8 protein-coding genes are annotated in these 14297 nt (G+C 75.0%); 1 reads left to right on the forward strand and 7 read right to left on the reverse strand.

Annotated elements, in window-relative coordinates; all coding sequences use genetic code 11:
* Positions 1 to 208 precede the first annotated feature (208 nt).
* Positions 209 to 436 carry a response regulator transcription factor gene (locus ACIQK6_RS24880; RefSeq protein WP_030716619.1) on the forward strand — a complete coding sequence of 76 codons (228 nt, stop codon included), beginning with the start codon at positions 209 to 211 and terminating at the stop codon, positions 434 to 436.
* On the opposite strand, the gene ACIQK6_RS24885 is transcribed toward ACIQK6_RS24880, so the two are convergent.
* From ACIQK6_RS24885 to ACIQK6_RS24915, 7 genes are all read right to left on the reverse strand, one after another.
* Positions 430 to 1761, reverse strand: a complete 1332-nt coding sequence (locus tag ACIQK6_RS24885; protein ID WP_329097075.1) for an MFS transporter — start codon at positions 1759 to 1761, stop codon at positions 430 to 432. The genes ACIQK6_RS24880 and ACIQK6_RS24885 overlap by 7 nt on opposite strands.
* Positions 1762 to 1808: 47 nt before the next feature.
* On the reverse strand, positions 1809 to 3347 hold the full coding sequence (locus ACIQK6_RS24890; protein WP_329097077.1) for an amino acid adenylation domain-containing protein: 1539 nt from the start codon (positions 3345 to 3347) through the stop codon (positions 1809 to 1811).
* Positions 3348 to 3452: 105 nt separating this feature from the next.
* Entirely contained in the window at positions 3453 to 6689 is a 3237-nt protein-coding gene (locus ACIQK6_RS24895; RefSeq protein ID WP_402695489.1) for an amino acid adenylation domain-containing protein, read from the reverse strand.
* A 19-nt stretch (positions 6690 to 6708) separates the two neighbouring features.
* Complete coding sequence (locus tag ACIQK6_RS24900) at positions 6709 to 9912, reverse strand: amino acid adenylation domain-containing protein (protein WP_402695490.1); 3204 nt, start codon at positions 9910 to 9912, stop codon at positions 6709 to 6711.
* Positions 9909 to 11726, reverse strand: coding sequence for a condensation domain-containing protein (locus tag ACIQK6_RS24905; protein WP_402695491.1), 1818 nt, complete (start codon positions 11724 to 11726; stop codon positions 9909 to 9911). Before ACIQK6_RS24905 ends, ACIQK6_RS24900 begins: the two co-directional genes overlap by 4 nt.
* Positions 11719 to 11943 (reverse strand): MbtH family protein, encoded by a 225-nt coding sequence (locus ACIQK6_RS24910; RefSeq protein WP_189741799.1) that lies wholly within the window; start codon positions 11941 to 11943, stop codon positions 11719 to 11721. Before ACIQK6_RS24910 ends, ACIQK6_RS24905 begins: the two co-directional genes overlap by 8 nt.
* Before the next feature lie 84 nt (positions 11944 to 12027).
* Positions 12028 to 14295 carry a pyridoxal-phosphate dependent enzyme gene (locus ACIQK6_RS24915; RefSeq protein WP_329097085.1) on the reverse strand — a complete coding sequence of 756 codons (2268 nt, stop codon included), beginning with the start codon at positions 14293 to 14295 and terminating at the stop codon, positions 12028 to 12030.
* Positions 14296 to 14297: the final 2 nt, after the last annotated feature.

The following is a 14297-nucleotide window of genomic DNA, read 5'->3' on the forward strand; positions in this document are numbered from 1 at the left end:
CTGCCAGGCACTTTGGTGAGGTGCCCGCCCCCTGGCGCCAGGATATGCAGGGCGAAAGGCTGTACCCGACGAACAGCAGCGGGTGTCCGGCCACTTCAGGCCCCGGACGTCCGAAACGGTGCGATCACACCCCAAGTGATCGCACCGTCACCGGGGGCGCCGGCCCCGCTGCTCCTCTCCACCTTCGATCCGGAATCCGGAGCCTCACATGCTGCACACCACGCTCACCGCCCGCGCACCGGAGCTGCCCGCCCTGACCCCCCGCGAGCAGGAGGTGCTCGCCTACCTCGCGCAGGGGGACACGTACCGGATGATCGCCTGCCGGATGGGACTGAGCCCGCACACGGTCGACACCTACCTGCGCCGGCTGCGCAGCAAGACCGGCGCGGTGAACCGGACCCAGCTCACCCACATCGCCTTCCGCATGGGCTACTGAGCCGGCCGCGAGGCCTCGGCCCCGACCTCGTTCCCCACCTCCGGGGCATCGTCCTCGAACTCGCGCATCCGCCGCAGCGGGGAACAGAGCAGGACCAGCGGGGCCGCCGACAGGGCCCCGGCGCACAGCCACAGCGCGTTGCGCACGCCCAGCAGTTCGCCGAGGAGCCCCGCCAGCAGACCGCTCAGGGGCAGTACGCCCCACACCAGGAAGCGCATGGTGGCCGTCATCCGGCCGAGCAGGTGCGGCGGGCAGACCGTCTGCCGGTAGGTGACCTGGCAGATGTTGTACAGGGTGACGCCGGCCGACTGGACGAGCGAGCCGAGCACGAACAGCCCGATCCGCCAGTCGTCTTCGGCGAGCGGGAGCAGCAGCCCGAAGGGCATGGTCACCAACAGGGACAGCCACGTGAGCCGGGCCGCGCCGACGGCCCGGGTCACCCGGTCCGCGGCGGTGGCCGCGAGCACCGAGCCGATCGTGGCCGTCGTCAGCACCCAGCCGATGGCCGCGGGCGGCAGCCCCACGGTGCGGGTCAGGAAGAGCACCTCGATGGCCATCACCGCACTGAGGAACAGGTTCACGGCAGCCGTGTTCAGGGCGATCAGCCGCAGGATCCGGTGGCTGAGGACGTAGCCCAGGCCCTCCCGGATGTCGCGCAGCAGGTGCCGGCGCGGGGCGGGTTCCGGCTTCGGCTCCCGGGCCTCGATCCGCCCCAGCAGCACCACGGACACCAGTGAGGTGACCGCCTGCCCGGCCAGCGTTCCGGCCGCGCCCAGCAGTTGCACCAGGAAGCCGGCGATGCCGGGGCCGGCGAACTCCGCCCCCGACCGCACGGTCTCCAGCTTCGAGTTCCCCGCGATCAGGGTGTCCTTGCCGATGAGGGTCGGCAGATAGCTCTGGTCGGCGACGTCCCCGAACAGCCGGGCGCAGCCGAGCAGCAGGGCGACCGCGTACAGCAGCGGCATCGAGTGCAGGTCCAGCAGGTAGGCCACCGGCAGCGCCGTCAGCAGGACGGCGCGCGCCAGGTCGGCGGCCATCATCACGCGACGCTTGCGCATCCGGTCCACCCAGGCCCCGGCGGGCAGTCCCAGCAGCAGGAACGCCGCGTGTTCCGCGGCGGACAGCAGTCCTGCCTGCCACGCCGAGGCGTCGAGGGTGAGCACCGCCATCAGCGGCAGGGCCACGTATGTGATGCTGCCGCCCAGCTCGTTGCAGATGTGCGAGGACATGAAGAGCCGGAAGTCCCTGCGCCGGCGGCGCTGGACGGCCTGGACGGACTCGGCGGACCCCGCCGGCTCGGCGGACTCTTCGGTGGTGACGGACACGGGTGCGTTCCTTGTCTGGTCGCGGACCGGGTCCGCGGGCTGCTGATTCATCGGGGGTCCGGCGCGGGGAGCGCCCTGGGGTCGAGCTTGCCGCCCGGGGTCCGTGGCAGCCGGTCCATCAGTGTCACCACGGCCGGTACGAGGTACCCCGGCACCTTGGCCAGAAGGTGCCGGCGCAGGGCGTCCGGGGTGAGGGAGCTGCCGGGGGTGACGGCGGCCCAGGCGACCAGCTGCGGGCCGTCGGCCGCCCGGGCGGCGCGGGCGACCACGTCGACGACGTCGGGGTGGGTGGCCACGGCCGCCTCCACCTCCTTGAGTTCGACCCGGTGGCCGCGGATCTTGACCTGGTCGTCGGCGCGGCCGAGGAAGACGAGCGGGCCGCCGGGCGCGCGGGTGACGCGGTCGCCCGTGCGGTACATGCGCTCGCCCGGGGCGTCGGTGAAGGGGTCGGCGACGAACCGCTCGGAGGTCAGCCCCGGCCGGCCGTGGTAGCCGCGCGCCAGGCAGGAACCCGCCAGGTAGAGCTCGCCCGCGGCGCCGGGGGGCGCCTCGCGCAGCTCCTCGTCGAGGACGTAGGCGCGCACGCCGGCCAGCGGTGCGCCGAGCGGGATCAGCTCGTCGCCCGCGAAGCCGGCCAGTTCGGCCGGTCCCGGCTCGTAGGAGGTGGCGGTGATCGTGGACTCGGTGAGGCCGTAGCAGCTGATCACCGGGGGGTGGTCGGCGGCCGTCCAGCGCGTCAGGTCCGCGGTGCGGCCCGCGTCGCTGCCGATCACCACGCGGCGCAGTGCGGACGGCAGCGGCCGGGGGGCGCGCTCCAGGTCCTTGGCCCATTGCGACCAGTACGGGGTGGGCAGGTTGACGACGCTGATCCGCTCCGCGTCGAGGAACGGCTCCAGTTCGGCGGGCGAGAGGACGTTGTCCTTGACGAAGACGGCCGTGCCGCCCGTGCACCAGGTGGGCAGGGCCTCCTCCAGGCTGACGTCGAAGGCGGGGGCGGCGAACTGCAGGACCGCGTCCCCCGCGGTCAACCCGTAGCGTCCGGCGAGGGTGGCGACCTGTGCGGCGAGTCCGGCGTGGCCGACCGCCACGGGCTTGGGCTGCCCGGTGGAGCCGGAGGTGAAGAGCACGTAGGCGAGGGAGCCGGGCGCGATGCCGGCGGGCCGGGCCTCGGAGGCGGGCGCCGCGGTCGAGGTGGAGGCCCAGAACAGCTCGCTCCCGGTGCGGCGTTGCAGCATCGCCGCCGCGTGGGTGTCCTGCGCGACCGCGTGCCGGGTCCCGGCGGCCCGCAGCAGGGTGCGCAGCCGCTCGTCGGGGGCGTCGAGGTCCACCAGGAGGGGGGCCGCTCCCGCGTACCAGATCCCCAGCAGCCCCACCGCCCAGTGGGCGCCCCGGCGCACCCCCAGGAGCACGGTGTCCTCCGGCCCGGCGCCGGCGGCGCGCAGTTCCTCGGCCACCGCGCGCGCCCGCCGGTCGAACTGGCGGTACGTCAGCTCCCCTTCGGGCGCGCGGACCGCGATGGCCTCGGGTGTGAGCCCGGCCCGGTGCGCGATGCGCAGGGGCACGGGGGTGGTCTCGGTGGGGCTCATGGTGGTGGTGTCTCCTGGGAGGTGCGGGCGGGCTCTTCGTGGGGCGCGGTGCGTGACCGCGCGTTCAGGAGCCTTCGGGCCGTCTGAACGCGCGGTCACGTCCGGTCAGGCCCGGTCGCGGGGGCGGGGGCGCAGGGCGGGGCGGGCGGGTGCGGTAGCGGCCCCGGCCAGGCGGGCGGCGATGCCGGCGGGGGTGGGCGTCTCGAAGAGGTCGCGGATGCCCAGTCGTACGCCCAGCTCCGTGCCGATGCGCCCGGCCAGCCGGGTGGCGAGCAGCGAGTGGCCGCCGTGGGCGAAGAAGTCGTCGTCCATGCCCGCCTCCTGGAGGCCGAGGACGGAGGCGAAGATCTCGCAGACCGTCTTTTCTGCGGGCGTGGCGGGCAGCCGGCCGGCCGGCCGGTGCACGGTGGCCGGGTCGGGGAGCGCCTTGCGGTCCAACTTGCCGTTGACGGTCAGCGGGAACTGCGGCAGGTGCAGGAACAGCGACGGGACCATGTAGTTGGGCAGGCTCCGACCCAGTTCGGTGCGGACCTCCTCGGCGGTGGGCGTGCCGGTGAAGTAGCAGATGAGCCGCTGCTGGCCCGCGTGGTCTCGGTCGACGGCGACGACGGCCTCGCCGACGCCCGGTACGGCGCGCAGCGCGGTCTCCACCTCGCCCAGTTCGATGCGGTTGCCGCGGACCTTGACCTGGTGGTCCTGGCGGCCGAGGAAGTCGAGCTGGCCGTCGGCCCGCATCCGGGCGAGGTCGCCGGTGCGGTACATGCGGCTGCCCGGTTCGGCGCTGAATGGGTCGGGGACGTAGCGCTCGCTGGAGCGGCGCGGGTCGCGCAGGTAGCCGGGGCCCACGCCGGTACCGCCGATGAAGAGTTCGCCGGGCACGCCGGGCGGTACGGGGGCGAGCGCGGCGTCCAACAGGTAGAGGGTGTTGTTGCGCAGCGGGCGGCCGACGGGCAGCCGGCCGTGCTCCAACTGGGCGTGCACGTCGGGGCCGATGAAGGCGTGGGTGTTGTCGTCGGAGCATTCGGTGAGGCCGTAGGCGTTGACGATCGCGGCCTTCGGGTGGCGCGCGTACCAGCGGGTGCACAGTTCGGGCGGCAGCACCTCGCCGTTGACGATGAACCAGCGCAGTTCGGGCAGGGCCGGCGGCAGCGCACCGGTGTCCCACAGGTCGACGGCGGCGCGCACGAAGGAGGGCACGGTCTCCAGGACCGTGATCCCGCGGCGGGCGGCGTCGTCGAAGAGGGCGGCCGGGTCGCGGGCGGTGTCCCGGGTGACCAGGTGGACCTGTCCGCCGGTGATCAGCGGGGCGAGCATCTGCCACACGGAGATGTCGAAGGTGAGCGGGGCGTTCATCACCACGCGGTCGCCGTCGCCGAGGCCGAGGTCCTCGACCTTGGCCAGGAGGTGGTTGTTCATGCCCCGGCGGTGGACCATGGCGCCCTTGGGCTTGCCGGTGGAGCCCGAGGTGAAGCAGACGTAGGCGAGGGCGTCCGGTCCGCCGGCCGGCTCCGGCCGCTCGCCCGGGGCGGCGGCGGCCTCGTCGTCGATGACCAGGACGGGCAGGCCGCCGGGGACGGCGGCGGCGATCTCCTCGGCGCGGGCGCGCTGTTCGGGGGCGGCCAGCAGGCGGGCGATCCCGCCGCTCGCGAGCAGGTCGGCGGTACGGGTGACGGGGCCCTCGGGGTCGAGGGGGACGTAGGCCGCTCCGGAGCCCAGGATGCCGAGCATCGCGACGGGGACCCGGGCGGTGGGCTCGCTCAGCACCGCGACCAGGTCGCCGGGGCGCACGCCGTCGGCGAGGAGGGCCAGGGAGAGGGCGTCGGCGCGGGCGACGAGGGCCGCGTAGCTCAGCTCGCGGCCGGCCTCGTCGGTGGTGGCGACGGCGTCGGGGCGGCGCTCGGCCTGCTGCCGGACGCGCTCGACGGCCTCCGCGTACTGCTCGTCGCGCGCGGTGTCGTTCCATTCGACCAGGACGCGGTGGCGTTCGGCCGGGGAGAGCAGGTCCACGGTGCCCACCGGGCACGACGGGTCCTCTGCGACGGCTTCCAGGAGCCGGGCGAGCCGTTCCAGCAGGGCCTGGGCGGTGTCCCGTTCGAAGACGTCCGGCCGGTAGTCGATCTGCAGGCGCAGCCGGTCGCCGGGGATGGCGGTCAGCGAGAGCGGGTAGTGGGCGGCGTCGTACGGGTCCACTCCGGTGACCCGGAGCCCGCCCGCGCCGAGGGCGGCGAGGCCGGCCTCGTCGACCGGGTAGTTCTGGAAGGCGACGCAGGAGTCGAAGAGCTCCCCCGCCCCGGCGAGCCGCTGGATCTCGACCAGGCCCAGGTGGTGGTGGTCGATCAGCCGCGCCTGCTCGTCCTGGAGCCGTTCGAACAGGGCGACGAGGGACTCCGCGGGGTCGATCCGCACGCGGACCGGCACGGTGTTGATGCACAGGCCCACGATGTCGGCGACGCCGGGCAGTTCGGGGTCGCGGCCGCTGACGATGGCGCCGAAGACCACGTCCTCGGAGCGGATCTGCCGGCCGAGCAGGAGCGCCCACGCGCCCTGGAGCAGGGTTCCGGAGGTGATCCGGTGGGCGCGCGCGAGGGCGCCGAGCCGCTCGGTCAGGGACTCGGGGAGGTACGTCTCCACCCGGTCGGGCAGGACCGAGCCGGGCGGCGGGGACACCGGCGCGGTACGGGTTCCGCCCGCCAGGCCGTCCAGCGCGCGGGTCCAGGCGTCCTGGGCGGCGGTCGTGTCGCGGCTCTGGAGCCGGCCCAGGAAGGCGGAGTACGGGGTGACCGGGCCCAGGGGCGCGTCGTCGGCGTGGTGCAGGGCGAGGAGTTCGCGCACCAGGACCGGCCAGGACCAGCCGTCCATCAGGATGTGGTGGTAGGTCAGCAGCAGCCGGTGGGACAGCGGGCCGGTGCGGATGAGGGTGAAGCGCAGCAGCGGCGGCCGGGCGAGGTCGAACCGGGTGGCCCGGTCCTCGGCGAGGAGGGTGTCGACGGCGGCGGCGCGCTCGGCCGCGGCGAGCCCCGACAGGTCCAGCTCCTGCCAGGGGGCCCGTACGCCGCGCTGGACGACCTGGGCGGGCTCGCCCGTGGCGCGGCGCAGGAAGCCGGCGCGGAGGTTGGCGTGCCGTCCCAGGACGGTGTCGGCGGCGGCGTGCAGCCGGTCCGCGTCGAGGGGGCCGTCGAGGTCGAGGAGCAGCTGGGCGACGTAGACGTCGCGTTCCTCCTCGTCGAAGAGGGCGTGGAAGAGGATGCCGTCCTGGAGCGGGGAGAGCGGCAGGACGTCCTCGACCAGGGAGCGTGCGGCGGGTGCGGCGGCAGGGGCGGGGGTGGACGGGGGGTGGTTCACGGTGGTGGTCCTTCTGTGGTCAGGCGGTCTGGGTGCGGCGGGCCCGGCGGACGATCGGCGGGTCCTCGGCGCCGGCGGCCGTGGCGGCGGGCAGGGCGGCGGCCAGTTCGGCGACGGTGGGGCCGGTGAAGAACTGGCGGATGCCGACGGCGGCTCCGAACCGCGCCGTGACCTCGGCGAGCAGTCGGGTGGCGAGCAGCGAGTGTCCGCCGAGGTCGAAGAAGCTGTCGTGGACGCCGACCCGCGGCAGGCCGAGGACCTGTTCCCAGATCGCGCACAGGGCGCGCTCGTCGTCGGTGCGCGGCTCCTGGTGGGCCCCTGCGGTGCCGGCCGTGGCCGGGTCCGGCGCGGGCAGGGCGGTCAGGTCGGTCTTGCCGTTGGCCGTCACGGGGAAGGCGTCCAGCAGGGTGAGGGTGGCGGGCACCATGTAGTCGGGGAGCCGGGCACGCAGGTGTTCGCGCAGTTCCCGCGGGTCGGGTGCGGGAGTTCCCTCGGCGGGGACCGCGTAGCCCGCGAGCGCGGGTCCGGCGGCCGTGTCCACGACGGTGACGGCGGCCTGGCCCACCGCAGGGTGGCCGGCCAGGGCGTGCTCGATCTCGCCGGGTTCGATGCGCAGTCCGCGGATCTTGACCTGCCGGTCGGCGCGGCCGAGGTACTCGACCTGGCCGTCGGTGTTCCAGCGGGCCAGGTCGCCGGTGCGGTACATGCGGGCGCCCGGGGGGCCGTACGGGCAGGCGACGAATCGTTCGGCGGTCAGCGCCGCCCGGCCGAGGTAGCCCTGGGCGAGTCCGGCGCCCGCGATATAGAGCTCGCCGATGACGCCGGGTGCCACGAGGCCGAGCCGCTCGTCCAGGACGTGCAGCTGCGTGCCGTCGAGCGGACGGCCGATGGGGACCTGCCCGTCGGGGGCCTCCTGGCCCGGGCCGACGGCGAAGGTCGCGGCGAAGGTGGTGGTCTCGGTGGGGCCGTAGGCGTTGGTGACGGTGGTGCGGGGGCAGGCCTCGCGGACCCGGCGGACCATGGACGGCGAGGCCGCCTCGCCACCGGTCATCACCTCGTGCAGCGTGCCGAGTGCGGGCAGGCAGCGGTCGGCGAGGACGTTGAACAGGGTGGCGGTGAGGAAGGTTCCGGTGACCTTCTCCTCGGTCATCAGCCGGGCCAGCGCGTCGACGTCGAGCTCGCCGGGCGGCGCGACGACGACCAGGCCGCCGTTCAGGAGCGGCACCCACATTTCGTAGGTGGAGGCGTCGAAGGCGTGCGGGGAGCGGAACAGGACCCGCTCGTGCGCGCCGCCGCGCCAGCGCCCGTCGGTGGCGAGGGCGACGACCTCGCGGTGGGAGACGGCCACGCCCTTGGGGGTGCCCGTGGAGCCGGAGGTGTACATCAGGTAGGCGAGCGCCTCGGGATGCCCGGGGAGCCCGGCCGGCGCGCCGGCCACGGCCGCGTCGGTGGGGGCCGCGTCCGGGCGCAGCACGTGGCGCGGACCTGCCGGCACGGGCTCGCCGTCCGGGAGGTCGGTGACGAGGACGGCGGCTGCGGCCGCGGTGATCACGGCCTCGGTGCGGGCGCGCGGGGCCCGCGCGTCCAGCGGCAGGTAGGCGGCGCCCGCCTTGAGGATGCCGAGGCAGGCGGCGACGAGGTCGGCCGAGCGGTCCATCAGTACGGCGACGGCCTCGCCCGGGCGGACGCCGAGGGCGTGCAGCCGTCCGGCGATCCGGTCGGCCAGGGCGTCCAGTTCGGCGTACGTGGTCTCCCGACCGGCGCAGAGCACGGCGGCGCGGTCGGGGTGGGCGGCGGCCCATTCCGCGAAGGCCGCGTGGACGGTGCGGTCGTCGGCGGCGACGGGTGCGCCCTGCCAGTGCTCCAGGAGGTCGGCGCGCTCCCCGGGCAGCAGGACGTCGAGGGCGGAGATCGGTGTTCCCGGTTCGCGGACGACGGCGCCGATGAGGTGGACGAGCCGGTCCAGGAGGCGCCGGGCCGTGGCCTCGTCGAACAGGTCGCTCGCGTACTCCAGACCGAGGGCCAGGCCCCGGGGTGCTCCGGTGGCCGGGTCGTGGAGCTCCTCGACCTCCAGGGTGAGGTCGAACTTGGCGGTGTCGGTGCGCACCGCCTCGATCTGCGCGGACAGCCCCGCGAAGGCGGGGACCTGCGGCTCGGTGCGCTGGGCGGAGACGGCGACCTGGAAGAGCGGGTGCCGGGCGGACGAGCGGGCCGGGTTGAGGCGTTCGACGAGCGATTCGAAGGGCAGTTCCTGGTGGGCGTACGTCTCGAGGGCGGCGGACCGCACCCGGCCCAGCACCTCCGTGAAGGCGGGGTCGCCGGAGGTGTCGGCGCGCACGATCAGGGTGTTGACGAAGAGGCCCACGAGGTCGGTGAGGGCTTCGTCGTCGCGGCCGTCGACGGGGCAGCCGAGCGGCAGGTCGGTGCCGGCGCCGAGGCGGGTGAGCAGGACCGCGAAGGCCGCCTGGACGGCCATGAACGGCGTGGCGCGGCCGCCCCGGGCCAGCGCGGCGAGCCCGGCGTGGACGGCGGCGTCGGTCCGTGCCTCCACAGTTGCACCCCGGTGGCCGGCCACGGCCGGGCGCGGCCGGTCGGCGGGCAGGGCCAGTTCCTCGGGCAGGCCGTCCAGGGCGGCCGCCCAGTGGGTGAGCAGCCGGGCGTGCAGGGAGTCGGGGTCCTGGGCCGGGCCGAGGAGTTCGCGCTGCCACAGGGCGTAGTCCGGGTACTGGACGGGCAGTTCGGGCCACTCGGGCGGGCGGCCGGAGCACCGGGCGGTGTAGGCGGCGGCCAGGTCGCGGACGAGGACGTTCACGGAGTGGCCGTCGCCCGCGATGTGGTGCAGGACCAGGAGCAGGTAGTGGTCCTCATCCCCGTCGGTGAACAGGTCGGCGCGCAGGGGCGGTTCGGCGGCGAGGTCGAAGGGCCGGGACGAGGCCCGGGCGGCCCGGCGGGCGCGTTCGGCGGGCGGGCAGACGGTGACGGTGAGCACCGGGCCCGCGTCCGCGGGGTCCAGGACCCGCTGGTGGGGGCGGCCCGCCGGGTCGGGGAAGACGGTGCGCAGGGCCTCGTGGCGGCCGCTCACGTCCGCGAGCGCGGCGCGCAGCGCCGGGCGGTCGAGGGCGCCGCGCAGCCGCAGCCCGACGGGGATGTGGTAGAGCGCGCCGTCGGCGCCGTCCCGGGCGTGGAACCACAATCGCTGCTGGGCGTGGGACAGAGGGATCACAGCAGGGCTCCGAGCTGGGATTCGAAGGTGTCGAGGTCGGCCTGGCTGACCTGGGCGAGGGATACGTCGGAAGGGGTCAACCCGCCGGCGTCCGGGCGGGCGGCGTGGGTGACGACGGCGCGCAGCATGGTGAACCACTCCTGCGCGAGGTCGTGAACCCAACTCCCCGGGAAGGCGTTGCCCGCCCAGGTCCAGGTGGCGCTGAGGGTGAGGCCGTCCGGGCCCTCGTGGGCGGCCGCGTTGACCTCCACGGCGTGGGCCATCGGCAGGCCTTCGTCGGCGTCGTCGAGGGCGAAGGCGTGCCCGGGCGCGGCGTCCCAGGGGGCGTCGCCGCCCATCGGGAACCGGCCGAGGTAGTTGAAGCCGATCTGGGGAATGCCGCGCGCGGCGAGGTCCGGCCCGGTACGGGAGTTGAGGTGGCGCAGCAGCCCGAAGCCGATGCCCTTGTCCGGTACGGCGCGCAGTTCCTCCTTGACCAGGCGCAGGGCCGCGCCGACCGCGGGTCCGCCGGCGCGGGCCTCGTCGAGGTCGGGTCGGCCGAGGGCGAGGCGTACGGGGAACACGGTGGTGAACCAGCCGACGGTGCGGGACAGGTCGGTGCCGTCGGTGACGTCCTCCCGGCCGTGGCCCTCGACGTCCACGAGGACGGCGCCCTCCGTGTCACCCGTGTCCCGGCCGTCGGCGCTGCGCCGGCCGAGGACGGCGAGGGCCAGGGCGGTCAGCAGGACGTCGTTGACGGTGCCGTTGACGAGTCCGGGCGCGGTGGTGAGCAAGGGGCCCGTCACGTCCGGCCCGAGGGTCAGGGTGAGGGTGTTGTCCGGGCTTTCGGGGTCGAGGCCGCCGGCCGCGCGGACCCCGGCGAGGGCCTGCGGGGCCTCTTGCAGGGCGGCGGCCCAGCGGTCGGCCTCGGCGCTCCGGCGGCCGGAGGTGGCCTCCGCGCGCAGGAGGTCGGCCCAGTGCGCGAAGGGGGTGTGCGCCGGTTCCAGGACGGGCTCGCGACCCTCGGCGAGGGCCGCCGCACAGGTCCGCAGGTCGTCGTGGAGGATCCGCCACGAGACGCCGTCGACCACGAGGTGGTGGACGACGAGCGCGAGGCGTCCTTGCTGTCCGGCTCCCCGGTCGAGGAGTACGGCGCGCAGCATGTGGCCCGCGCGGGGCGCGAGCAGCCGACGGGCCGCTCGCATCCGCTCCCGGGTCAGGGCGGGGAGTTCTGCGTCGCCCGTCCCGCGGGCGTCCACGTGGTCCAGCAGGTCCGCCGCGGCGACGGAGCCGGCGGGCGGTACGAGCGGCTCGGCGCCGTGGGCCCCGATCCCGTCGGGCAGCCGCAGGCGGAGCATCTCGTGGGTGTCGAGGAGGGCCTGGACGGTGCGTTCGGCGTCCGCCTGCCCGAAGCCCGGCGGGGTGCGCAGGACGAGCGACTGGTTGTACGTGTCGACGGGGCCGCCGAGTTCGGCGAGCCAGCCCATGATGGGGGTGGGTGCCAGCGGGCCCAGGCGGCGCGGGGGCACGAGCGGTCCGGCGCCCTCGCCCGGCCGGCCCTGGGCGAGGGCGGTAGCGGCGAGCGCGCTCACGCTCTCGGCACGGAGCACGTCGCGGGTGCTGACGACGAGGCCCGCCGCGCGGGCGCGGCTGACGACCTGGATCGCCTGGATGCTGTCGCCGCCGAGCCCGGTGAAGCTGTGGCCCGCGCCGACGTCGGCGCGGCCGAGGACCTCGGCGAAGAGGGTGCGCAGGATGCGTACGGGGTCGGCGCCCGTGTCGGTGTCTCCGCCGGTGTCGGCCGACTGCCCGGTGGGGCGGACGGGCTCAGCCACGGGGCGCGTTCCCGGCGAGGGCGGCCACCAGGGAGGCGGGGCGCATGTCGGTCCAGACCCGCTCGACGTGGTCCAGGCAGGCCTGCCGGCCGTCGGGGCCGTGCACCACGGTCCAGCCGGCCGGGACGGGGTTGGCCGCGGGCCACAGGGAGTGCTGGAGCTCGTCGTTGCGGACCACGACGTAGGTGGCGTTGTCGTTCTCGAAGGGGTTGCTCATGGCGGTTCGCCTTTCGGGACGGGGGCGGCCGTACGGTCGTACGGCCGCTTCGCGGAACGGGAAGTGACGGTCAATCAGAATCGGTCAGGAACGGGGCGCGGCCTCGATGTCGAGGCGGAGCAGGGCCCGCGCCGCGTCGAGGGCTGCGTGCACGCCCTCCGGCTCCGGGTGGCGGGCGATGACGTGCCCGAGGCGGTCGGAGGCGCTGCGGGGCCTGCGTACGGGCGTGCCGGGGGCGGCGGTGACCAGTACCGACTCCACCCCCTCGACGGCGGCGGCCTCCCGGGTGCCGTGGGTGGCGGTGAGGGTGCCGTCGGCGTCGGCGAGGACGAACTGGATCCCGGCGTGGCCGGACCCCTCGGCCTTGAGGTGCGGGGGCAGGCCGAGGGCGGCGCGGAGCTGCTCCCCGAGGAGGTCCACCCCGGTGGCCAGTCGGATCAGTTCGGGGATCATGCCGCCGGCCGGGCGCGGGTTGATCTCGATGAGGGCGGGCCCGGCCGCGGTCAGTTTGACCTCGGTGTGGGTGGCTCCCAGGCGGATCCCGGCCGCGTCCAGGGCCGCCGTCACCGTCTCGGTGATCTGCTGGGCGGTGGCGGCGGGCAGCGGGGCGGGGAAGAGGTGGCGGTGCTCGACGAAGTGCGGGGTGGCCGTCACGGACTTGGCGGTGATGCCGACGCACACCGCCCGGCCCTCCCCGCTGAACATCTCGACGCTGTACTCCGGCGCGTCCAGGTACTCCTCGACGAGGACGGTGCGGGCGGTGGGCATGCCCCGGACGTTGGTGTCGATCGCGAGGATCTTCTCGATCTGGGCGCGGACCTCCGCCTCGTCGGCGCAGAGCAGGACGTTGGTGGAGCCCGAGTCGTCGGCCGGCTTGACCACGCAGGGCAGTCCGGTGCGGGCGACGGCCTCCGCCGCCCCGGCCGGCTCGTGCACGAGGGCGTACCGGGGCTGGCGGACGTCCGCGGTCCGCAGCCTCTCGCGCAGGGCGGCCTTGTCGCGGCAGAGCGCCACGGCGTCGGGCGGGTTGCCGGGCAGGCCGAGCCACTGGGCGATCCGGGCGGCGGCCGGTACGTAGAAGTCGCTGGTGGTGGTGACGCCCGCGATCTCCTCGCGGCGGAACCGCTCCTGTACGGCGGCGCGCAGGGCGGCGTCGGAGTTGGTGTCGCAGCGCACCACCTCGGCGCCGGTGTCCGCGAGGCCGCGGTAGCGGTCGGGGTCGCCGGTCAGCAGGACGGGTACGGTGCCCAGTTCGCGGGCCCGGTCCAGGGCCAGCATGCCGGTGCCGGTGGTGTTGGACTCCACGAACAGCAGGTGCCGCCGGATCCCGGCGGGCGGGCTGTAGGCGAGGGCGGACCAGGTGTGGGCGGTCCCCTCGGGGTCGAGGACGGCCGGCGCGGTGGCGGTGGGCACCTCGCCCAGCCGGTGGGCGTCCCAGTGCTCGTCGTTGTAGACGGTGTCGGCGTAGCGGTCGCCGCGGTCGGGCAGGATGCCGACGATCCGGCTTCCGGGCTCGGCGCGGTCGGCGAGGCCGGTGAGGACCCGGTAGACGGAGCCCGAGGTGTTGCCGCCGAAGATCTGCTGCTCGCGGGCGAGGTCCCAGGTCGCGGCGAAGGCCTCGTGGTCGTTGAGCCAGTGCACCTCGTCGACGAGGGTGCGGTCCAGGTTCTTGGGCAGCAGGCTGTTGCCCAGCCCGCTCTGCAGCCGCTGCGGCACGTCGGGCTGTCCGAAGAGGGCGCTGCCCACGCAGTCGACGCCGACGACGTGCAGGGCGGGGAGGCTCTCGCGCAGCGCCCGTGCGGTGCCGCACAGGGAGCCGCCGCTGCCGACGGCCCCGACGAGGGTGTCGAACTGACCTAGATCCGCCAGGAGTTCACCGGCGAGGGTGCGGTAGGCGCCGGGGTTGTCGGGGTTGGTGTACTGCTGCGGCCAGAACGCGCCGGGGAGTTCGTCGAGGAGTTCTGCGAGCCGCTCCAGGCGGGCGCTCTGCCAGCCGTGGCTGGTCATCGCCTCGACCACGTGCACCCGGCAGCCCAGGGCGCGGAGTTTGGCGAGGGTGACCGGGTCGATGCGCGGATCGGTGACGATGTGGACCTCGTGACCCAGGGAGCGGCCGACGAGGGCGACGCCGAGGGCCATGGTCCCCGAGGAGCTCTCGATGACGGGGGCGCCCGGCTTCAGGGTGCCCAGTCGCCGGGCCTCCAGCAGGATGTTGCGGGCGACGCGGTCCTTCATCGCGAAGAGGTTCTGCAGTTCCAGCTTGGCGTAGACCTCCACGCCGCGGGCCTCGCCGAGGCGCAGCCGGACCAGCGGGGTCGCGCCGATCGCGTCCGTCACGGTGTCGAACAGCATGG

The sequence above is a fragment of the Streptomyces sp. NPDC091682 genome, from assembly GCF_044756625.1.
Taxonomy (GTDB): domain Bacteria; phylum Actinomycetota; class Actinomycetes; order Streptomycetales; family Streptomycetaceae; genus Streptomyces.

Excerpts from the sequence above, each read along its gene's own strand:
- ACIQK6_RS24890 (WP_329097077.1), bottom strand. The coding sequence starts at position 3,347 with ATGAGCCCCACCGAGACCACCCCCGTGCCCCTGCGCATCGCGCACCGG.
- ACIQK6_RS24915 (WP_329097085.1), bottom strand. The coding sequence starts at position 14,295 with ATGCTGTTCGACACCGTGACGGACGCGATCGGCGCGACCCCGCTGGTC.
- ACIQK6_RS24880 (WP_030716619.1), top strand. The coding sequence starts at position 209 with ATGCTGCACACCACGCTCACCGCCCGCGCACCGGAGCTGCCCGCCCTG.
- ACIQK6_RS24910 (WP_189741799.1), bottom strand. The coding sequence starts at position 11,943 with ATGAGCAACCCCTTCGAGAACGACAACGCCACCTACGTCGTGGTCCGC.